Annotated in this window: 17 protein-coding genes and 1 pseudogene; 13 read left to right on the forward strand and 5 right to left on the reverse strand. The window is 67.3% G+C overall.

Features of this window, described 5'->3' with window-relative positions; all coding sequences use genetic code 11:
• Nucleotides 1–30 precede the first annotated feature (30 nt).
• Nucleotides 31–1,047: a 1-aminocyclopropane-1-carboxylate deaminase gene (locus PL79_RS03370; RefSeq protein WP_044845411.1), complete on the reverse strand. Its 1,017-nt coding sequence runs from the start codon at nt 1,045–1,047 to the stop codon at nt 31–33.
• Nucleotides 1,048–1,238: 191 nt separating this feature from the next.
• Between PL79_RS03370 and PL79_RS03375 the strand changes: the two genes are divergently transcribed.
• From PL79_RS03375 to PL79_RS03385, 3 genes are all read left to right on the forward strand, one after another.
• Nucleotides 1,239–1,739 carry an Lrp/AsnC family transcriptional regulator gene (locus tag PL79_RS03375; protein ID WP_044845410.1) on the forward strand — a complete coding sequence of 167 codons (501 nt, stop codon included), beginning with the start codon at nt 1,239–1,241 and terminating at the stop codon, nt 1,737–1,739.
• 110 nt (nt 1,740–1,849) lie between these two features.
• Nucleotides 1,850–2,353: an antitoxin Xre/MbcA/ParS toxin-binding domain-containing protein gene (locus PL79_RS03380; RefSeq protein WP_044845409.1), complete on the forward strand. Its 504-nt coding sequence runs from the start codon at nt 1,850–1,852 to the stop codon at nt 2,351–2,353.
• Nucleotides 2,350–2,823 carry an RES family NAD+ phosphorylase gene (locus PL79_RS03385; protein WP_044845408.1) on the forward strand — a complete coding sequence of 158 codons (474 nt, stop codon included), beginning with the start codon at nt 2,350–2,352 and terminating at the stop codon, nt 2,821–2,823. Before PL79_RS03380 ends, PL79_RS03385 begins: the two co-directional genes overlap by 4 nt.
• A gap of 60 nt (nt 2,824–2,883) precedes the next feature.
• On the opposite strand, the gene mdeB is transcribed toward PL79_RS03385, so the two are convergent.
• A complete protein-coding gene (gene mdeB / locus PL79_RS03390; protein ID WP_052664666.1) occupies nt 2,884–5,610 on the reverse strand; it encodes an alpha-ketoglutarate dehydrogenase in 2,727 nt (908 codons plus the stop codon).
• Nucleotides 5,611–5,775: 165 nt separating this feature from the next.
• Between mdeB and PL79_RS03395 the strand changes: the two genes are divergently transcribed.
• The 7 genes and pseudogenes from PL79_RS03395 (at nt 5,776) to PL79_RS03430 (ending at nt 13,550) form a co-directional block, all read left to right on the forward strand.
• Complete coding sequence (locus tag PL79_RS03395) at nt 5,776–6,303, forward strand: Lrp/AsnC family transcriptional regulator (protein WP_044845407.1); 528 nt, start codon at nt 5,776–5,778, stop codon at nt 6,301–6,303.
• Between the two features lie 246 nt (nt 6,304–6,549).
• Nucleotides 6,550–8,271 (forward strand): ubiquinone-dependent pyruvate dehydrogenase, encoded by a 1,722-nt coding sequence (gene poxB / locus PL79_RS03400; protein WP_044845406.1) that lies wholly within the window; start codon nt 6,550–6,552, stop codon nt 8,269–8,271.
• A 344-nt stretch (nt 8,272–8,615) separates the two neighbouring features.
• Nucleotides 8,616–9,206 (forward strand): class I SAM-dependent methyltransferase, encoded by a 591-nt coding sequence (locus tag PL79_RS03405; RefSeq protein ID WP_044845405.1) that lies wholly within the window; start codon nt 8,616–8,618, stop codon nt 9,204–9,206.
• Between the two features lie 971 nt (nt 9,207–10,177).
• Nucleotides 10,178–11,416: pseudogene (locus PL79_RS03415) on the forward strand (hypothetical protein).
• A 230-nt stretch (nt 11,417–11,646) separates the two neighbouring features.
• Nucleotides 11,647–12,135, forward strand: coding sequence for a hypothetical protein (locus tag PL79_RS36445; protein ID WP_044848036.1), 489 nt, complete (start codon nt 11,647–11,649; stop codon nt 12,133–12,135).
• 3 nt (nt 12,136–12,138) lie between these two features.
• On the forward strand, nt 12,139–12,831 hold the full coding sequence (locus PL79_RS03425; protein ID WP_044848037.1) for a C39 family peptidase: 693 nt from the start codon (nt 12,139–12,141) through the stop codon (nt 12,829–12,831).
• Nucleotides 12,832–12,839: 8 nt separating this feature from the next.
• Nucleotides 12,840–13,550 carry a hypothetical protein gene (locus PL79_RS03430; protein WP_135800959.1) on the forward strand — a complete coding sequence of 237 codons (711 nt, stop codon included), beginning with the start codon at nt 12,840–12,842 and terminating at the stop codon, nt 13,548–13,550.
• A 97-nt stretch (nt 13,551–13,647) separates the two neighbouring features.
• Here PL79_RS03430 and PL79_RS03435 read toward each other — a convergent pair whose 3' ends face one another.
• A complete protein-coding gene (locus PL79_RS03435) occupies nt 13,648–15,024 on the reverse strand; it encodes an acetate kinase (RefSeq protein ID WP_044848038.1) in 1,377 nt (458 codons plus the stop codon).
• Nucleotides 15,025–15,906: 882 nt separating this feature from the next.
• Complete coding sequence (locus PL79_RS03440; protein ID WP_044848039.1) at nt 15,907–17,058, reverse strand: porin; 1,152 nt, start codon at nt 17,056–17,058, stop codon at nt 15,907–15,909.
• Between the two features lie 573 nt (nt 17,059–17,631).
• On the opposite strand from PL79_RS03440, the gene PL79_RS03445 reads away from it, so the two are divergent.
• The 3 genes from PL79_RS03445 (at nt 17,632) to PL79_RS03455 (ending at nt 20,541) form a co-directional block, all read left to right on the forward strand.
• On the forward strand, nt 17,632–18,669 hold the full coding sequence (locus PL79_RS03445) for an ABC transporter substrate-binding protein (RefSeq protein WP_044848040.1): 1,038 nt from the start codon (nt 17,632–17,634) through the stop codon (nt 18,667–18,669).
• Nucleotides 18,670–18,739: 70 nt separating this feature from the next.
• Nucleotides 18,740–19,705, forward strand: coding sequence for an ABC transporter permease (locus tag PL79_RS03450; RefSeq protein WP_044848041.1), 966 nt, complete (start codon nt 18,740–18,742; stop codon nt 19,703–19,705).
• Between the two features lie 14 nt (nt 19,706–19,719).
• Nucleotides 19,720–20,541 carry a quaternary amine ABC transporter ATP-binding protein gene (locus PL79_RS03455; RefSeq protein WP_052664826.1) on the forward strand — a complete coding sequence of 274 codons (822 nt, stop codon included), beginning with the start codon at nt 19,720–19,722 and terminating at the stop codon, nt 20,539–20,541.
• Nucleotides 20,542–20,555: 14 nt separating this feature from the next.
• Here PL79_RS03455 and PL79_RS03460 read toward each other — a convergent pair whose 3' ends face one another.
• Entirely contained in the window at nt 20,556–21,587 is a 1,032-nt protein-coding gene (locus tag PL79_RS03460; RefSeq protein WP_082088717.1) for an NAD(P)H-quinone oxidoreductase, read from the reverse strand.
• Between the last annotated feature and the right edge of the window lie 114 nt (nt 21,588–21,701).

The raw sequence follows: 21,701 nt of genomic DNA on the forward strand, positions 1-21,701 counted from the left end.
CGGCGCGCGCCCGCCGCGCGCGCCGGTTCGTCATCCGTTGCGAAAGATCTCCGCATACGCACTCAACGCCGGCACGCCGCCGAGATGCGCATACAGCACCTTCGACCCCGGTTCGAATTCGCCGAGGCGCACCTTGTCGATCATCCCGTGCATCGATTTTCCTTCGTAGACGGGATCGGTCAGCATGCCTTCCAGTCGCGCGCACAGACGAATCGCCTCGAGCGTGCCGTCGCTCGGCAAACCGTATTCGGGCCCGCCGTAACGCGTGTCGAGCACGACGTCCCGTTCGCCGATGTCGCGCCCCAGGCCGACCAGTTCGGCCGTATGCCGTGCGATGCGCGTGATCTGTTCGCGCGTCTGCTCCGGCTTCGCCGACGCATCGATGCCGATCACCCGATCCGCGCGCCCGTCGGCCGCGAAGCCGACGACCATCCCCGCCTGCGTGCTGCCCGTGACCGAGCAGACCACGACGTAATCGAACTTGAATCCGAGCTGCGCTTCCTGCTCGCGCACTTCTTCCGCGAAGCCGACGAAGCCGAGCCCGCCGAGCGGATGCTCGGAACAGCCGGCCGGAATCGGATACGGCTTGCCGCCCGCCTGCCGCACGCTCTCCATCGCTTCTTCCCAGCTGCGGCGAATGCCGATGTCGAAGCCGTCGGCGACGAGCCGCACGTCGGCGCCCATCATCCGGGACAGCTGGATGTTGCCGACGCGGTCGTACACGGGATCCTCGTAGTTCACCCAATGTTCCTGCACGAGCACGCATTTCATCCCGAGATGCGCGGCGACGGCCGCGACCTGGCGCGTCTGGTTCGACTGCACGCCGCCGATCGACACGAGCGTGTCGGCACCTTGCGCGAGCGCGTCGGGCACGAGGTATTCGAGCTTGCGCGTCTTGTTGCCGCCGAACGCGAGGCCGCTGTTGCAGTCCTCGCGCTTCGCGTACAGCTCGACCTTGCCGCCGAGATGCGCGCTCAGGCGCTTGAGCGGCTGGATCGGCGTCGGGCCGAACGTGAGCGGATAACGGGGGAAACGTTGCAGGTTCATCGACAGTCTCCGAAAGACGGTGGGCAGGAAATCGGATCGGTCGCGTGCGGCCGGTGCGCCGTGTCCCGATACAAAGATGATAGGCAGGACGCCGGGAAATGAGCTTGCGAAATAAATGTCGAACGCCTACGTTATCGATGTAGAAAAGCAGAAGCAGATAATTTTGGTTCGCAGAATTCATCGGAGACGCAATGAAATTAGATCGCAGCAGCGCCGCCCCCGCCGATGCCGCGCCGGCGCTCGATCGCATCGACCGCGCGATCCTGCGGCAGCTGCAGCAGGACGCGTCGATCTCGAACGTGAGCCTCGCCGCGAAGGTGAAGCTGAGCGCGCCGGCATGCCTGCGGCGCGTCGAGCGGCTGAAGGAGATGGGGTTGATCCGCGGCATCGTCGCGTTGCTCGATCCGAAGCCGCTCGGTGCCGGGATGCTGGTCGTGATCGGCTTCGTGCTCGATCGCTCGACGCCGGAGGCGTTCGCCGATTTCGAGAAGGCTGCGCAGAAGGTGTCGGGATGCGTCGAGTGCCACGTGGTGACCGGCGAATTCGACTACTTCATGCTGGTCCGCACGCGCGACAACGAGAGCTTCAATCGCTTGCACGCCGAACAGCTGCTGTACCTGCCCGGCGTGCGGCAGGTGCGCTCGTTCATGGTGCTCAAGGAGATTTTGTCGACGCATGCGCTGCCGGTTTAGTGCGGAGCGCCGTCGATTGCCCCTGGTTACGGATATGCCGTTTGGTCGATTGAAAATTCCCGATTGAGTGTATACAATGAGAATTCCAATTAATCCATTTGGGAGTTTCCATGGCAGCAACCACACCGGCGGCTCGTCAGCCGGCCAAGCGGGCTGCCGCGCCCCGCGCCGCGCCTCAGGCGAGTAGCTCGAACGGCCTGGGCGCCGCCAAGGGCGATTTCGATACCTTTGCCCGGATGGCGCCGATGTCGCAGCGGCGCGCGATTGCGGAGGGTTTCGACGCGGTCATCATCGAGCGCGTCGCGCGCGAGTTGCTCGGCGTGCCGGTTCAGACCCTCTTGAGCGCGCTGAGCCTGCCCAGCTCGACCATTCTGCGGAAAATTGCCAAACACGACCGGTTGTCGCAAGGCGAATCCGATCGCGTTGCGCGCGTGCTCTATGTACGGGGTCTCGCCACCGAACTGTTTGAGGACGGCGAACGCGCAGCGGCGTGGATGAACCGGGCGAACGCGGAGCTCGACGGTTTGAAGCCGCTCGAAGTGCTCGACGTACAGCCCGGCTACGACCGGGTGCGCGACATTCTGAACCGCGCCCAGTTCGGGGTCGGCGCGTGAGGTTGTATCGTCTCGCGAAAGAACGAAAGGGGCACTACCTGGCCGACGACCTGAGCGGGAACGGCGCGGCGATCGCAGGCGGCCGCTGGAATCCTCGCGGCATGCGGGTGCTGTATACCTGCTGCCATGCGTCGACGTCGTTGCTCGAGGCGCTCGTCCATATGTCCGGGTTGCTTCCGGCAGGCGGATTTTATTTGGTGACGCTGGAGGTGCCCGACACCGTGCATGACCACGCGTACCAGCCGGACCTGCCGGACGACTGGGCAGTACTGTCGCAGGACCCGGAGTCGACCGCCCGAATCGGGCAGGCCTGGCTCGAAGCGGGCGAGCAGTTGGCGATGCGCGTACCGTCCGTCGTCTGCCCGACCGACTTCAACTTGCTGCTGAACCCGCTGCATGCGGATTTTGCTTCAAGTGTGAAAGTGATCGGCAAGGAAGCGTTCGCGCTGGATCCTCGCCTGTTCGGCTAGCCGGCCGTATTGTTTCGGTCGACGAATTGTTGTCGGCTGCCGCTCGATCGCGTCGCCCGATCAGCGCTGCCATGGCGCGACGCCCGGATACGAGGTCTTGCCGAGACGCTCCCGCGCGTCGCGCACGATAGTCGCATCGAGTTCCCCGTCATCAGCCAGCGCCTTCAGCGCGGCGAGCACGATGCTCGCGCGATCGACTTCGAAGAACGCGCGCAGCGCGTCGCGCGTGTCGCTGCGGCCGAACCCGTCGGTGCCGAGCGTCACGTAGCGGCGCGGCACGTACGCGCGGATCAGTTCGGGCACCGCACGCACGTAATCGGTCGCGGCGATTACCGGGCCCTGCGTTCCTTCAAGCATCCGCGTGACATACGACGATGCCGATCCGTCGCCGAGCCGAGACAGCCGTTCGGCTTCCATCCCGTCGCGCTGCAACTCGCTGAAACTCGTGACGCTCCAGACGGCTGCATCGATCCCCCAGTCGTCCTGCAGCATCCGCTGCGCGGCGAGCACCTCGCCGAGAATCGCGCCCGCGCCGAACAACTGCACGCGTGCGGTCGCGTTCACTGCGGACGGCAGCCGATGCATGCCCTTCAGGATGCCTTCGCGTCGGGCGGCCGGATCGTCGTCGGGCATCGACGGCTGCGCATAGTTCTCGTTCATCACGGTCACGTAATAGAACACGTCGCGCTGCTGTTCGACCATCTCGCGCATGCCGGCATCGACGATCGTCGCGACTTCGTACGCGAACGCCGGGTCGTAAGCGCGGCAGTTCGGAATCGTCGACGCCGTGAGATGGCTGCTGCCGTCCTGGTGCTGCAGGCCCTCGCCGCCGAGCGTCGTGCGGCCCGACGTCGCGCCGACGAGGAAGCCGCGCGAACGCTGGTCGGCGGCAGCCCAGATCAGGTCGCCGATCCGCTGGAAGCCGAACATCGAGTAGTAGATGTAGAACGGCAGCATCGGCAGGTCGTGCACGCTGTACGCGGTCGCGGCGGCGATCCACGACGACACCGCGCCGGCTTCCGAAATCCCTTCTTCGAGGATCTGGCCGCGCGTGTCCTCGCGGTAGTAGAGCATCGAGCCGAGATCCTCCGGTTCGTAGCGCTGTCCGAGCGGCGAGTAGATGCCGACCTGCCGGAACAGGCTCGCCATGCCGAACGTGCGCGCCTCGTCGGCGACGATCGGCACGACGCGCGGACCGATGTCGCGATCCTTGATCAACGCGGCGAGCATCCGCACGAGCGCCATCGTCGTCGACATCTCGCGACCGGCCGCCTCCAGCGCGAACGCACCCCAGGCCGGCATCGAAGGGACGGTCAGCCCCTTCGATGCCGCCATCCGCCTTCTGGGCAGATAGCCTCCCAGGGCAGCCCGGCGGGCATGCAGGTAACGCATTTCCGGGCTGTCTTCCGCTGGTTTGTAAAACTTCAACTGCTCGACGTCGTGGTCCGACAGCGGCAACCGGAAACGGTCGCGGAACGCCTTCAGGTCGTCGACGTCGAGCTTCTTCTGCTGGTGAGTGGTCATCCGCCCCTGGCCGGCCGTGCCCATTCCATAACCCTTCATCGTCTTCGCGAGGATCACGGTTGGCTGGCCGCGATGGGCGAGCGCGCGCGCATACGCGGCGTGCAGCTTGCGCGCATCGTGGCCGCCGCGGCGCAGGCGGTCGATTTCCGCGTCGGTGAGCTGCGCGGCCAGCGCTTCGAGCGCGGGGTCGCCGCTGAAGAAGCGCGCGCGGTTGTACGCGCCGTCGTTCGCGGAGAAGGTCTGGAACTGGCCGTCGACGGTGTCGGCGAACGCGCGCGCGAGGGCGCCCGCGTGATCGCGCGCGAACAGCGGATCCCAGTCGGAGCCCCACAGCACCTTGATCGTGTTCCAGCCGGCGCCGGCGAACAGCGCTTCGAGCTCGTCGATCACGCGGCCGTTGCCGCGCACCGGGCCGTCGAGCCGCTGCAGGTTGCAGTTGATCACGAACACGAGGTTGTCGAGCCCTTCGCGCGCGGCGAGCGACAGCGCGCCGAGCGATTCGGGCTCGTCCATCTCGCCGTCGCCGAAGAAGCCCCACACGGTGCGGCCGGCGGTGTTCGCGAGCGCGCGATGCTGCAGGTAGCGCATGAAGCGCGCCTGGTAGATCGCGTTGATCGGGCCGATGCCCATCGAGCCGGTCGGGAACTGCCAGAAATCCGGCATCAGCCACGGATGCGGATACGAACACAGCCCGGGCCCGGCGATTTCACGACGGTAGTGCTTCAGGTGATCTTCAGTGAGGTAGCCTTCGAGATACGCGCGCGCATACACGCCCGGCGACGAATGCGGTTGGAAGTACACGAGGTCGCCGTTCGGGCCGCTTTCATGGCCTGCGTCGGCCGGCGCCGCACGGAAGAAATGGTTGAAGCCGACTTCGAACAGGTCCGACGCCGACGCGTAGCTCGCGATGTGGCCGCCGAGTTCGCCGTATGCCCGGTTCGCGCGCACGACCATCGCGAGCGCGTTCCAGCGCAGCGCGGCGGACAGCCGTTCCTCGAGCTCGGCGTCGCCCGGATACGGCGGCTGTTCGTGCGCGGCGATCGTGTTCAGGTACGGCGTGACGGGGCCGCGCGGCGCCGCGAGCCCGCGGGTGTGCGCATGCGCGGCGAGCCGGCCGAGCAGGTACTGCGCGCGTTCCTTGCCGACGTGCGCGACGACGGCGTCGAGCGCTTCCAGCCATTCGGCGGTTTCTTCCGGGTCGGCGTCGGCGTGAGCCGCGCCCGCGCGCCGTGTGGCGTCGATTCCGTTCGACAGGTCCGTCATCGCAGGTCTCCCCGCGCGCCGGTTCGGAGCGGCGCGCAATCAGTGGCAATCGGTCGGATCATGCTACCCGTCGATCCGCAAAATATGCGTCTGATTTCATTGGGATTTCGCTCGCGGATAGTGTAAATATTCCGGATGTAGCCACTCTTCCGGAATATTTCGACCATGAGCGCAAACCCGCGTCGGCTCGACCGCATCGACATCGGCATCTTGAACCAGCTGCAGCATAACGCGCGCATCACGAACGCGGAGCTCGCGCGCGCGGTGAACCTGTCCGCCACGCCGTGCTTCAACCGCGTGCGCGCGCTGGAGAAGCTCGGGTTGTTCCGCCAGCAGGTCACGCTGCTCGATCCCGAGCCGCTCGGGCTGCGGATCAACGTGTTCATCCAGGTCAGCCTCGAGAAGCAGGTCGAGGATGCGCTGCAGCGTTTCGAGGAGGCGATCTCGCAGCGGCCCGAGGTGATGGAGTGTTACCTGATGTCGGGCGACGCCGACTATCTGCTGCGCGTCGTGATGCCCGACATGCGCACGCTCGAGCGCTTCATCATCGAGCGGCTGACGACGATTCCCGGCGTGTCGAACATCCGGTCGAGCTTCGCGCTGAAGCAGGTGCGCTACAAGACCGCGCTGCCGCTGCCGGCGGCCGGGCTGACGCTCGTCGATCCGGACGAGTCGGCGTCCGACTGGGGCTGAGCGCGGGGCGCCGGCGCCCCGTCCGGTTTCAGGTTTCAGACGAAACGGCGACAACGCGCCGACGATTGCCCGACGCCGTCGAAAGGGGCGGACTGCCGCGGTCCGGCCGCTGCGCGTCGTTGCGCGGGGCGCCCGCATCTTCACGACGCCGCGCGGCACGATCGCGTATGCTCGTTCGGTCAGCGGCGAAGGCGGCTGCCGGAGTCGATTCAATCGTGTGACGACCGATCAACGAGCGAGGGCATGATGGCTAGACAGACGATGGCGGAATACCTGGCGAAGACGCTGGCGGCAGCGGGCGTCGAGCGCATCTGGGGCGTGACGGGAGACAGCCTGAACGGCCTGTCGTTCAGCCTGGGCCAGATCGGCTCGATCCGCTGGATGCATACGCGGCACGAGGAAAGCGCGGCGTTCGCCGCGGGCGCGGATGCCGCGTCGACCGGACGGCTCGCGGTGTGCGCGGGCAGCTGCGGCCCCGGCAACCTGCACCTGATCAACGGGCTGTACGACTGCCACCGCAATCACCAGCCGGTGCTCGCGATCGCCGCGCACATTCCGTCGACCGAGATCGGCCTCGGCTACTTCCAGGAAACCCATCCGCAGGACCTGTTCCGCGAATGCAGCCATTTCGCGGAACTTGTGACGAACGCGTCGCAGTTCCCGCGCGTGCTCGCGCGCGCGATGCGCACCGCGATCGAGGAGCGCGGCGTCGCGGTGATCGTGCTGCCGGGCGACATCGCGCTCGGCGACGGCCCGGAGGAAGCGCCCGCGTGGAGCGAATCGGCGCCGCCGTCGATCCTGCCGGCGGACGCCGATCTCGACCGGCTCGCGGCGCTGCTCAATGGGTCGGACGCGGTCACGCTGCTGTGCGGCAGCGGCACGCAGGGCGCGCACGACGAAGTGGTCGCGCTGGCCGACACGCTCGGCGCGCCGGTCGTGCATGCGCTGCGCGGCAAGCCGTTCGTCGAATGGGACAACCCGTTCGACGTCGGGATGACCGGCCTGATCGGCTTCAGCTCCGGCTATCACGCGATGGAATCGTGCGACACGCTGTTGATGCTCGGCACGGACTTCCCGTACCGGCCGTTCTATCCGACGAATGCGAAGGTCGCGCAGATCGACTGGAAGGGCTCGCAGCTCGGCCATCGCGCGCCGCTCGCGCTCGGGCTCGTCGGCACCGTGAAGGAAACGATCGCCGCGCTGCTGCCGCGCCTCACGCGCAAGACGCAGCGGCGCTTCCTCGAGAACGCATTGAAGCATTACGCGGCCGCGCGCAAGGGCCTCGACGATCTCGCGGTGGCCGAGCCGCCGGGCCGCGCGATCCATCCGCAATACCTGACGAAGATTGTCGACGAAGTCGCGGCCGACGACGCGATCTTCACGGCCGACGTCGGCACGCCGACGCTGTGGGCCGCGCGTTACCTGACGATGAACGGCAAGCGCCAGCTGCACGGTTCGTTCAATCACGGCTCGATGGCGAACGCGATGCCGCAGGCGCTCGGCGCGCAGGGCGCGCACCCTGGGCGGCAGGTCGTGTCGCTGTCGGGCGACGGCGGGCTGTCGATGCTGCTCGGCGATCTGCTGACCGCGCGCCAGCTCGACCTGCCGATCAAGATCGTCGTCTACAACAACAGCCTGCTCGGCTTCGTGTCGATGGAGCTGAAGGCGGCCGGCTATCTCGACACGAACGTCGACCTGAGCCCGACCGACTTCGCGGCGATCGCGAAGGGCGCGGGGATCTTCAGCGTGCGCGTCGAGCATTCGGAGAACGTCGAGCACGCGCTGCGCACCGCATTCGCGCACGACGGGCCGGCGGTCGTCGACGTCGTGACGTCGAAGTACGAACTGGCGATGCCGCCGAAGATCGAGTTCGCGCATGCGAAGGGCTTCAGCCTGTTCATGCTGCGCGCGATCCTCAGCGGGCGCGGCGACGAGATCGTCGAGCTGGCGCGGACCAATCTGCGGTGAGGCGGTGAGGCGGCGCGAACCGTCGAGCGTCGAACCGTCGGCAATCGGGACGGCCCTGCGGCAGGTCACGATCGTTGGCGCGCGGTACCCCGCGCAGCTTCGGCGGCGCGTCGACCGCCGAGCGGGAAGCCGTCGATTGCACGGCCGGCAGTGGCGGCGCAATCAGGGACAATCTTCACGTCGCCTTAAGTTTGCATTTCCTAGAATCGATGGAGCGCCGCGCGTGCGTGGCGGACGGATTTGTTCAGGAGGATGCACGTGAAAGAGCCCCGTGGCGTCGTAGCCCTGTTACAGGCAGTCATTGGCACGCCGAAGCTGATGGCGCAACCGCGCAAGGTTGGCCGATGATCTGGCCGAATGCGTTGCGTGTCTCGGCACTGTTCGTGCGCGAGTGGGTCGGCCGCCCGGCCGCGGTGGGCGCGTTGTGCCCGAGTTCGCGGCATCTGGCGCGCGAGATGGCCGATGCGGTGCCGGACGGCGACGGGCTCGTCGTCGAGCTCGGCGGCGGCACCGGTGCGATCACCGCCGCGTTGCTCGAACGCGGCGTCGCGCCGGGGCGCCTCGTCGTGGTCGAGCGGGCGCCGGCGTTCGTGCAGCACCTGCGGCGGCGCTTTCCCGGGATTTCGATCGTATCGGGCGACGCGCGGCAGCTCGAGCGGTTGCTGCCGCCCGATGCGCGTGTCGACGCGATCGTGTCCTGCCTGCCGCTGCGCACGTTGCCGCGCGAGGACGTGACGGCGATCGTCGGGCAGTGCGAGCGTGTGCTGTCGGTCGACGGCGTGATGATCCAGTTCACCTACGACCTGCGCGTGCCCGAGCGTCACCCGCTGCGCGATCCGGCATTCGTTGCCGATGCCAGCCGAATCGTGTGGGCAAATATTCCGCCCGCGCGCATCGTCACGATGCGCAGGGCCGCCATCGGACAGGTGGCGTGATGCCCGCATCCTGACACGCTTCCTTTCATCGACCCTGCGGAGGCCGTCGGTCGCGGCTCATGTTGCGGCGTCCGGCACGCGCGCCGCAGGCCGCGACGCGGCCTGCCGGATGAAGCGGTCGAGCGGCGTCGCGTAGCCGCTTCATCACGCACGATCTCGACGACGCATCGCGGATCGGCGACCGGATCGCGATCCTGCGCGACGGCACGCCGGACGACATCCTGCCGCGTCCGGCGGACGATGATGTGCGGCGGTTCGTCGAGAAGCAGAGGAGTGCGAACCGATCTGGCGGGAGCGTGCTAGCGAAGCACGGGGCGTTTCGCCTGCGTTTTGAGCGGCAGCCTGCCGGTACCCGCACGCGGTTGCACCGCAGGCAGCCCGTGGGTCACGTGCGGAGCACCTCGGCGGGATTTGCGTCGCCATTCCACGGCGCTTGCCGGCAGGAATCCTCGTTCCGGCCGATAACCGGACTCGCGCGCGCCCGCGCTCGCCGCGGACAGGATCCGAGGAAAAAGCGCCGAATCATAGTCGAAACATTTCTAAATGGCACTCCATGCGGGATTTTGATGCCTCATCGGAATGAATTCGGCGGGCGTCCTTGCCTGGCCTGCGTTTGCGATTGGGATTGGATATCCGGTGCTACGGGCATACCCGTATGGGCCGGCCGCGGCCGTTCAAAAGTGAAACATTCCGCGCTTGCAGGGACCTTCTTCGGAAGATCGGACAAGCGTTTGAATACATAGAGAAATCCATCCGCGGGTCGAGGGTGTCCCGGCCCCGTGCCGATCGACACGTTTCAGACCTGAAACATAAGTCGCATGCCGTAATCGGGCGAGGCGGGTTATGTCGCGCAAAGCATCCAACCGGCTCCCTGTCGTCAGGCAGCTGGCGGGATTGGCATCGCCGATGCGTGTTGTCCTCCGGATTGGTGCAGTTGGCCAAGCCGTTCCTCGTTACTTCAGGAGGATTTCATGCGCAAAACTCTATTGGCGTCTGCTGCGCTTCTCGCCTTGGGATGCAGCGGCTACGCAATGGCGAATCCATGCAGCAGCGATACCAGTTCGACATGCAGTCAGAAAGCCGATGACGGATCGAACACTCTCAGCAACGCAGTCAGCTCAACCCAGACCAGCTCCACCGGGTCCAATGCGAATGAAGTTTCGCCTGGCGCGAGTGTCTACCAGGATTCGTACAACAGCACCAAGATCGTCGCGATCAGCAAACTCGACGGGTACGTGAGCAATGTCCAGGTCTGGGGCATCGGCAACAACGCGACCAACTCGGGCAGCGCGGCCGGCGGAAGCGGCGGCAAGGGCGGCAACGGGTATGGCTACGGCGGCATCGGCGGTAATGGCGGAAGCGGCGGTGCAGGCGGCGCCGGCGGCAAAGGCGGCAGCGCGCATAACGGCAGCGCCACGGCGGGCAACGCCAGCAATGGCAGCGCGACGGCCGGCACCGGCAACGGCGGCGGCGGCGGAGCCGGCGGCTCACCTGACGCCAGCGGCGGGGGCGGCGGCAATGCCACTGCGAGCGGCGGCTCCGGCTCCGGCACGGGCGGCGGCGCGATCGCGGCCTCGGTCGGTGTAGGCGGTTCCGGCAAGGGCAGCGGCACAGGCTGGGGCGGCGGCACCGGCACAGCCAATCCCGGCTCCGCGTGGGCCAGGAATCATGGCAGCGGAAGCGCGTCGGCATCGGCCGGCAGCGGCACCGGCACCGGCACGGGTACCGGCACCGGCTCGGGCAGTGGCTCAGGCGGCGCAGGGTCGGCGGGTACGTCGACCGCTTCGGGCGGATCGGGCGCAGGCATCGGCGGCGCGGGTGCGGCCGCGGCGGCACCGGCGCGCGCGGCGGCCACGGCGGGCAACGGCGGTGCCGGCGGCGCGGGCACGGCGGCGGCGCGACGAACGGCGGCGCGACGACGACGGCCAGCAACGGCGGCGCAACCGCGGGTAGCGGCGCGGTGGGCGCGATGGCGGCGCGGCGGCGCAGGCGGCACCGGCAACGGCGGTGTCGGTAACGGCGCGGTCGGCGGCGCGGGTGGCGCAGGCGGAGCCAATGCGGTCAACGCGGGGACGTTCAACATGTCCAACGCGATGGCGAGTGTCGGCCAGACCGCCGCGGGCATCATGGTCGCCAACCAGAACAGCGGCATGGCGTCGTTCGTTCAGCAGGCCGTGACCGTGCAGGCGAACCTGTCCGTAGGACGTTAGCCGGCCGGCCGGTCCTGGCGAGCCGGATGCATTGACGCGGGCGCAGGCGAGCCCGCGACTTGCGTTCCATCGCCGATGGACAGGACCGCCGGCGAGGGCGGGATGGCCGAACGGCCGTCTCGCTCTCGTTGGCGCAGGCCGGGCTGATTTCCGTCGATCGACGGTCACGCGGATTCCGCTCCCTGTGCGCCGGTTTCGAGCCGGCTCGCGCAGGGACCAAGGAGACAGCCATGCGAATCCGAACGGCACTTTTGCTGGTGATATTGCCTGCGGCGCTGCTGCCGGGCCTGACGGCCCATGCCACGGCTGACGGGTCGCGAACCGTTGCGGCGGAGGCCACCGCCGATGTTGCGCCGGCAGCCGCAGCTTCCCCACCCGCCGCGCGCGCGGATTACGCCGATCCGGCCGCGGCCGTCGCGCCCCCTGCGGCAGCCATACCCGCTGCGACCGACACCGCGACCGCTCAAGCGGGCAGCTTCGGTGTCGCGATGACGCCTGACCAGCTCGACGAGCATCGGGGCGGCGATGCGCTGATCGGCCAAAACTATCTGACCGGCGCGGTGACCGACAACGTGGCGAACCGCGTGTCGACCGGCTCGAATTCGATCGCCGACGGCTCGTTCGCCAATGCGAGCGGCCTGCCTACGGTCATCCAGAATACCGGCGCCAACGTGCTGATTCAGAACGCGACGGTGCTCAACGTGCGCTTCGGGAACTGAGCGATGAGACAGGTTGCCGCAGCATGCATCGCGGCGCTCGCTTACGCGCTGTCCGTCCCGATTGCATGGGCGGACGAGATGACGGTCGTCGATCCGGCGGGCGCAGGCTATGCGATGCACGTCACGAGTCTCAAGGAGGCCCGCTTCAAGCGCACCGTCAAGCAGCAATTCGATTTCAGTTGCGGGTCGGCTGCCGTCGCGACGCTGCTGACTTATCAGTATGACTATCCGATGACCGAGCAGACCGCCTTCGCCCAGATGTGGGAGAACGGCAATCAGGAGAAGATTCGCCAGCAGGGCTTCTCGCTGCTCGACATCCGGCGGTTTCTCGACGCGCACGGCTTCGTCGCGGACGGCTTCGAGCTGCCGTTGCAGACGCTCGCCAGGACGCACACGCCGGCGATCGTGTTGATCACCGAGCACGGCTATCACCATTTCGTGGTCGTGAAGGGGCTGCGTGACGGGCGTGTGCTCGTCGGCGATCCTGCTACCGGCACGCGCCCGATGTCGCTGGCGAGCTTCGAGCAGAAGTGGGAAGACCATGTGATTTTCGTGATTCACAACCGGCCCGAGCTGGCGGTGTTCAACGACCCGCGTGACTGGCGCGTCGCGCCCAGCGCGCCGCTCTACACCGGTATCGCGCGCGACGGCCTGTACAACGTCGTGATGCCGAAGCACGGCCCGAACGACTTTTGAGGACCGTCATGAGATCCCAGACCAGGTACATCGCCGGCATCGCCGTGATGGTGTGCGGCGGGGTGACGTCCGTGAGTGCGGCGGCGATGCAGGACGACGCGCTGGCCGCGGCCGACGCGCCGGTCGCGCAGGCGAGCGGCATCGTCGAGGCATCCGCCGCGAACGCGGGCGCCGATATGGCGCCTGTGGAGTCGCGGGCCGGCGAGGTGCCGATCCTGCGTGCCGCGCCGCTCGCGATGGCGGAGTGTGCGGCAGGGCCGCCGGCCGTGGAGCCGGGCGGCGCGCAGGAACGGAACTGGCCGGCAGCCGGCGCGATCGCGCTCAGCGACGCGCGCCTCGATGCGATGCGCGGCGGCTTCGATATGCCGAGCGGTCTGAAGGTTTCGTTCGGCGTGTCGCGTGTCGCGTTCGTGAACGGCAATCTGGTCACGACGACCAGCTTCAACATCCCGGACATCAGTCATATCACCGCGCAACAGGCGCAGGCGCTGGCGGCCGCGAACGCGGGCGCGCTGATCCAGGTCGGCGCCGGCAACGCCGCGCAGCCCGCCGCGCTGCCGGCGCTGACCGGCGCGGTAATCCAGAACACGTTGAACAACCAGCAAATCCAGGCGGTGACGACGATCAACACGACCGTCAACACACTGTCGACGTTCAAGAACCTGAACGTGATGTCGACGCTGAACAATGCGTTGATCGGCGTGTTGCCGGGGCGATGAAGGCTCGGTGAGCGACCGATGAATGGCAGATGAGCGCGTAGTGGCGCGCCGGGGCCCGCGTGCGGCGCGCGGGCCCGCCGCACGCGCACGCGGACAATCAGAATGCAATCGGCACGCGCAGCGTCATGACCACGTCCGGCGTGTCGCGTGTGAGGCCGGCGCCGATCGAGAGATTCAGCGTGGTCTTCGGCGACAACCGGTACGAGTAACCGAGGAGCAGTGAGCCGAGGATCACGCGCACCGAACTGGGTACCGTCTGGCCGTTCTGTTTCGTCGGCAGTACGATGCTCTGGTCGTAGCCGAGGCTCACCGACGCTTTCTCGTTCAGCGCGAGGCCCATGCCGATATTGAAACCCCAGATGTCGCCGGGCTGCACCTTGCCGATGAAGTCCTTCTGTCCATCGCGAATCGTGAGGCTGAGATTGTCGCGGCTGAAGCTGTGCAGATAGCTCAGGTTGCCGAAGAACACCACCGGGTCGGACGGAAAGAGCCACGTGAGGCCAGGCTGGATCGCGTAGAAACCGGAGCCCGTCGGCTGCTCGAGCGGCAGGCCGGTGCCGGTGGCATTGCCGACGCAGCGCGTGACGCAGTCGGTGACGACGTCGAACGGGCTCTTGCCGGTGGCGCTCTTGAAGCGCAGCCAGCCGATGTAATAGAACTTGTCGGGGCCGCCGGTATTGAACTGGTAGCGCAGCGTCATTTCGACGTCGCCGAGGCCTTTGCCGTGGCTGTTGAACGCGTTGTCCTGGGCGGTACCGGTGAAGATCTCGCGGCTGATCGTGTCGTTCGTCGAGTACACATAGGGGACGCGGACTTCGACTTCCATCCGGTTGGTGATCCCGTAGCGCACCGCGACCGCGCCCGTCAGCGTGGTCGTCTTGACTTCCCGCACGTCGACCAGGCCGATCAGCAGCGCCGGGATGATCGTGTAGCCGACGAGTGCGACGCGGTTCGACGACGAATAGCTGAACTGGAACGACGGCTCGACGACGAACTTGTTCTTCGGTGTCAGCACGCCGGGCTGATCGAAGATCGGCGCGACAGGCGGCGGTGCGGTTTCCGCCACCGGCGCCTGGCCGACCGGCCGGCTCGGCGGCGCGGCGGACCCGGCCGAAGATTGCACGTTGCCGGGGGCGTTGCCGGCCGCGCCGGGCGCGCTGCCCGGGGAGCCGGTATCGGCCTGCGTCGCCGCGTCGCCGGAGCCGCCGGCATCGCCGGTGCCCGCGCCACGCCGGGCCGCGAGTTCGCGGTTGTCCAGCGCCCGGCTCAGGCGCGAGAGATTGGCTTCCTCGTCGGCCAGTTTGCGCTTGAGTGCACTCAGTTCCTGCAGATGGCGATCGACTTCGTGGCGCAGCGCGGAAATGTTCTCCTGCGTCGACTGGGCGTCCAGCGACTGCGCTTGCGCCTGGGCCTGAAAGAGCAGCACGCTTGCATAGCTGATGGCATGGATGCAGCGAAATGGCATGCGCTTCACGGTGCGTCTCCACGATCGGGCCTGCGGTTCCCCGGTGCACACCGACGGCTGGCCGGCGCGCGTGTTGCCCCGGATCGCCTCGCGTCACATCGCACGCGAGCCAGAGGATGTTTCTCCGGCGGCAACGACATGCGTGATCGAACGCAATGAAACGTCGGCAGCGAGGCCGCGCGCCGATACTCGATTGTCAATGTGCACGACGTCATGTCCCGCCGGCCGAACGACGCGGGGGCAGACCTCACGAGGCTAGTGCAGGCGGGCATCGAAAACCAACCAGACAAACCCTTGCCCACGTACGGTGGACAACGGACGTCACGGTTCTCCCTGTTTCACGGGGCCTTGCGTCAAAACCGAATGCACGTTTCGAGCCCGTGCGCGCAGGCTGCGCGGCGGGTTCATGGCAGTGTTTTCCCGTGTGCCGGCGGGCGTTGTTCCGACCAGGCGATGCAGGGGGCCGACCGTCGTTGCCGGAGAGGCGATCGCGCGGAAGTCGCGCGTTCCCTTCCATCCGTGGGGCGCGTCGGTTGCGCGGGAAACGATTCGACGCGAGCGCGATCGTGCCGCGGCTCGTCGGCCCGCACGGGTTGAACGCGATCAGGTATCGGGAATACGGCTCGGGCTTGATGCCCGCGCGATACGTCGCGCTCATCGTGCGGCATGGGCGGTGCCCGACGTCGAGGTGGCACGCAGCGTACCGGCTCGTGGGCGATTGTCCTGTCAGCGTTGACCGGGCACACGCACGACCTGCGCCGAATCACGTTGCCTCGCGTCGTCGCGGCGCGAAACAAAAAACCCGCCGGCAGGCTGGCGCTTGCGGGCGGGCGAAGACACCTCGGGCCGAGCGGCGCGGGTGTCGCGTGAAGAACGGAGAACCGGGTTGCGTCAGAACTTGTGGCGCAGCGCGAGACGCACGGCCACCTGGTTCGACGTCGACGACGGCGCGTCGGTGCCGGGGATGAACGCGTTGTCGAGGATCGAGTTCGTCTTGTCGCCGGCGATGTGCTGGTACGCGGCCTGTACGTACACGTCGGTGCGCTTCGACAGGTTGTAGTCGGCCATCAGCCCGACCGAGTGGATCTTCGGCTTCGCGTCGCCGGTCGATGCGTCGTACTTCTCGAGCGACAACACGTACTGCGCGCCGACCATGAACGCCGGCGTGATCTGGTACGAACCGTTCACCTCGAAGTTCTGGTACTTGATCGCGCTGACGGTCGCACCCGGTGCGATGATCGCGCCCGGCGCGCCGAGGTAGCCGTTGCCGGTCGGGTTCTTGTAGTTCGAGTTCGTGTACGCGAAGCCGACCGTCGCGGGTCCGAACGTGTAGTTGATGCCCGCGCCGAACACGCGCATGCGCTCGGCGATGTAGCTCGCGTCGTTCGCGGTGATCGCGCCGGCCGAGCCGTCGCCCGGACGGTTCGCCTGCAGGTAGGCGGCGCCGATCAGCAGGCCGTTGTTCTGGTATTGCGCGCCGAAGCTGTACGCGCGGTTGTCCGAGAAGTTCGTGCTGTTGCTGAAGCTGTATGCACCGCCGAACTGGAAGCCGCCGAAGTTCGGGCTCGCGTACTTCACCGTGTTGTCGAGGCGGAACGAGTTGTCGGTGTTGTCGTTGTCGAACGGGTGCGCGAGCAGGTAGCCGCCCCAGTTGCCGTTGGCCGTGGTCGGCGCGAGATAGTCGACGACGGAGTCGTACTGGCGGCCGAACGTCAGCGTGCCGTACTGCGTCTGGCTCAGGCCGACGTACGCCTGGCGGCCGAACATGCGGCCGCCCTGGTTGAGCCGGCCGGTGTTCACGTCGAAGCCGTTCTCGAGCTGGAAGATCGCCTTCATGCCGCCGCCGAGATCCTCGCTGCCCTTCAGGCCCCAGCGGCTGCCTTGCGCGTAGCCGCTCGCCATCTCGTAGACGTGGCCGGTGCCGACGTTGTTCGTGTAGTTCAGGCCTTCGTCGATCACGCCGTACAGCGTGACGCTGCTTTGCGCGAACGCGGGGGCTGCGAAGGTTGCCGTTACGGCGAGCGCCGTCAGGGTCTTTTTCATTGAGAGATCTCCGGGATATCCAGCTTCTTGTATCGGTTGTCGTGAGCGCGTCCGGCGAGGCGCGCCCCGTCATCCGGGGCGACCTGGCGCAGCGCGCGCGGCGCCGGAAACGCGCGATGCGCGGCGGCGCGGCGACCGGCTGGGTCGGGTCGTGTCTCCTCCGATGACACCGCGCATTCTTCCCAAGCCGAAACGGATTCGAAAGCGAGTAATTTCGATGGATGGGATCGGGTTCGCCAATGGGGCGCGGCGGGTCGTTTCGACGGTCGAAACGGTGTGCGCGGCGCCGCGCTTCAATGTGGGTCGAGCGGTGCCCGAACAAGGCTCGACGCAGCCCGTTCCGGGCCGTGCGCGGGCCCGGTGAATCGGCTGAGGGGCCCGTCCGGCGGGCCTCGCGAGGCACCCGACGATCGATTGGCGCTGCCGATTGCAATGATCGGAATTACTCGTTTCCCTAAACATATTGGTGGCTCGACCATGCAGCCTGACCGGACGTGGCTGGCTTCGCGATTTGCCGGTCGCCGCGCATGCCGCGACGCACAAACAACAGATTCGATTTGGAGACGACCCACCATGCAGATTCGACGACTGAAAACGGTCCTTCTCGCCGCCGCGGCGATCCTGTCCGCGCCCGCGGCCCATGCGGCCGGCGGCGCGTGCGCCGACGGCAAGACGGTCCATTTCGCGGGCATCACGTGGGAGAGCGGATCGTTTGCGACCGAAGTGCTGCGGCAGATCATGGAGAAGGGCTACGGCTGCAAGACGGACGTCGTGCCGGGCAGCACGGCCGCCACCGAAACGGCGCTCGCGCGCAACGACCTGCAGATCTGGGCCGAGCAGTGGACGGGCCGCAGCGAGATCACCGCGAAGGCCGTTTCGTCGGGCGCCGTGAAGCTGATCGGCGACACGCTGCCGGGCGGCACGACCGAAGGCTGGTTCGTGCCCGACTACGTGGTGAAGGGCGATCCGGCGCGCAACATCAAGCCGGTCGCGCCCGGGCTCGTGTCGGTCGACGATCTGCCGAAGTTCAAGCAGGTGTTCGCCGACGAGGAGGAACCGGACAAGGGCCGCTTCCTGAACTGCCCGACGGGCTGGGACTGCGAGCGCGTGAACACGCGCCTGCTGAAGGTGCTGAAGCTCGACCAGTCGTACACGAACTTCCACCCGGGCACCGGTGCGGCGCTCGACGCGGCGATCGCGTCCGCGTACCAGCGCGGCGCGCCGATCGTGTTCTATTACTGGGGCCCGGCCGCGCTGATGGCGAAATACAAGTTCACGGCGCTGAAGATGCCGGCCTATAACGAAGCATGCTGGAAGACGTTGCGCGACGAGAGCAGCACGCACCAGTGCGCGTCGTCGTACATGGTGTCGCGGCTGACGGTCGGCGTGTCGAAGCCGTTCGCCGATGCGAATCCCGATCTCGTCGGCGTATTCGGCAAGGTGCGATTCCCGATGGACTTCCTGAACCAGACGATCCTCGAGATGACGACGAAGAAGATCGACGGCGCGGCGATGGCCACGCAGTTCCTGAAGACCCGTCAGGACATGTGGAAGCAGTGGGTGCCGGCCGACGTCGCGCAGAAGATTGCCGGCAGCCTGAAGGGCGCGTAACCTGCGCGCGGCGGCGGGCCCGCGCCCGCCGCCGCCGTCACGCGCCTTCGCGGCGCGACGGAGAATCAACATGAACGGCTTCTTTCTGCACCTGTCGATCGCCGACTGGGTGAACAGCGCGCTCGAGACGTTCGTCGCGCAATACGGCGACAGCTTCCATCACTTCAGCGCGCTCGTGTTGCGCTACCTGCTCGTGCCGCTCGAAGGCGCGCTGCGCGTCGCGCCGCCGTGGCTCGTGCTGCTGGTCGTCGGCGCGATCGCGTGGAACGCGACGCGCCGCATCGGCCTCGGCGCGCTCTTCATGCTGCTGCTCTACGCGATCGGCTGCTTCGGCCTGTGGGACAAGCTGATGCAGACGCTCGCGCTGATGCTCGTCGCGACGGTGCTGTCGGTTGCGATCGGCGTGCCGGCCGGCATCCTCGCGTCGCGCAGCGCATGGCTGCGCCGGATGCTGCTGCCCGTGCTCGACGTGATGCAGACGCTGCCGAGCTTCGTGTACCTGATCCCGGTGCTGATGCTGTTCGGCCTCGGCAAGGTGCCCGCGATCCTCGCGACGATCATCTATGCGCTGCCGCCGCTGATCCGCCTGACCGATCTCGGCATCCGCCAGGTCGATCCGGACGTGACGGAAGCCGCGCGTGCGTTCGGCACGACGCGCTGGCAATTGCTCGTCAACGTGCAGTTGCCGCTCGCGCGGCCGAGCATCATGGCCGGCATCAACCAGACGACGATGATGGCGCTGTCGATGGTCGTGATCGCGTCGATGATCGGCTCGCGCGGGCTCGGCGAGGACGTGCTCGCGGGCATCCAGACGCTCGACGTCGGCAAGGGCACGCAGGCCGGCCTCGCGATCGTGATCCTCGCGATCGTGATCGACCGGATCAGCCAGGGCTTCGGCCAGGAGCGGCGCGCGCGCCGCCGGCTCGCACAGCAGCGCCGACAGAAGGGCGCGTCGCGCGTGCCGTACCGGCTGCCGCGCAAGGCGGAGTCGGCGGGCGTCGATTCGAATCAGGCGACGCAATCGTCGCGCGCATAGGAACGGAGGCAGACATGGCGACCATCGACGTCAAACACGTGTACAAGCTGTTCGGGCCGCAGGCCGCGCATGCGCGCGTGCTCGACCTGCTGCGCTCGGGCAAGCGCAAGGCCGACGTGCTGGCCGAAACCGGCTGCAACGTCGGGCTCAACGACGTGAGCCTCGGCATCGAGTCGGGCGAGATCTTCGTGATCATGGGGCTGTCGGGTTCCGGGAAATCGACGCTCGTGCGGCACTTCAACCGGCTGATCGAGCCGACGGCCGGCGAGATCGTGATCGACGGCAGCGACGTGATCAAGCTCGACGCGCATGGGCTGCGCGAGCTGCGCCGTTTCAAGGTCAGCATGGTGTTCCAGAACTTCGGGCTGCTGCCGCACCAGACCGTGCTCGACAACGCCGCGTATGCGCTGCGCACGCGCGGCGAGAAGCGCCACGACGCGGCCGAGGCCGCGCGCAACTGGCTGACGAAGGTCGGGCTCGACGGCTACGGCGATCATTATCCGGACGAGCTGTCGGGCGGGATGCGGCAGCGTGTCGGGCTGGCGCGCGCGCTGGCGGCCGATACCGACGTGCTGCTGATGGACGAGGCGTTCTCCGCGCTCGATCCGCTGATCCGCACCGAGATGCAGGATCAACTGCTCGAACTGCAGGCGACGCTGTCGAAGACGATCGTGTTCATCACGCACGATCTCGACGAGGCGCTGCGCATCGGCGACCGGATCGCGATCCTGCGTGATGGCACGCTCGTGCAGGTCGGCACGCCGGACGACATCCTGTCGCGTCCGGCGGACGATTATGTGCGGCGGTTCGTCGAGAAGCGCACGAGCGTGAACTGACGCGTCGTGCCCGGTCAGGCCGCGCGGTGCGCGGCCGTCGTCAGCACGATCTTGCCGACGTGTACACCGGAGTCGATCAGCACGTGCGCGCCGCGCGCGTCGTCGAGCGGGAAGGTGCGGAACACCTGCGGCCTGACCGTGCCGGCTGCGACGTGCGGCCACAGGTGCCGTTCGAGTTCGGCGATGAGCGCGCCCTTCTCCTCCGGCGTGCGCGAGCGCAGCGTCGAACCGATGTGCGTGAGGCGCTTGGTCATCATCGGCCACACGTCGAGTTCCTTCGCCGGCCCGTTCAGCGCGCTGACCTGCAGGATCCGCCCGTTCATCGCCGCGGCCCGGTAATTGCGCGCGACGTAGTCGCCCGCGATGATGTCGAGGATCACGTCCACGCCCTTGCCGGCGGTGATCCTGTCGACTTCGGCGACGAAGTCTTCTTCCCGGTAATGCACCGCGTGATCCGCGCCGAGCCGCAGGCTCGCGGCGCGATGCGCTTCCGAGCCGACCGTCGTGATGACGGTCGACGCGCCCATCGCCTTCGCGATCATCGTCGCGGTGGTGCCGATGCCCGACGCGCCGCCGTGGATCAGCACCGATTCGCCCGCCTGCAGCCGCCCGCGCTGGATCAGGTTCAGCCAGACCGTCAGGAACGTTTCCGGCAGCGCCGCGGCTTCGATCATGTCGAGTCCGGGCGGCAGCTTCATCGTCGTGAGGTGATGGGCGACCGCATATTCCGCATAACCACCGCCCGTCACCAGCGCGCTGACCCGGTCGCCCGGCGCGAAGCCGTGCACGGCTGCGCCGGTCGCGACGACTTCGCCCGCGATTTCCAGGCCCGGGATGTCGGATGCGCCGGGCGGCGGGTTGTAGAGTCCCTTGCGTTGCAGCACGTCCGGGCCGTTCACGCCGGCGGCGTGAACCCGGATCAGCACTTCGTCGGCCTTCGGCTGCGGCGCGGGGCGACGTGCGGTTGCAAGGACTTCGGGGCCGCCGGGGCGGGTGATTTCGACTGCCGCCATGTCGGCGGGAACGGGGGAGAGCGTATCGGACATGTTTGCCTCGAAAAGACTGGTGAGTGGTCGGTGAAAAAAGTATAGGCTTGGGCCTTGATGAATTCGCGCAGCGATTTTCACGACCACAGATGCAAATTTGCATCACACCGGGAG

Source organism: Burkholderia sp. USMB20, assembly GCF_000949135.2.
Classification (GTDB): domain Bacteria; phylum Pseudomonadota; class Gammaproteobacteria; order Burkholderiales; family Burkholderiaceae; genus Burkholderia.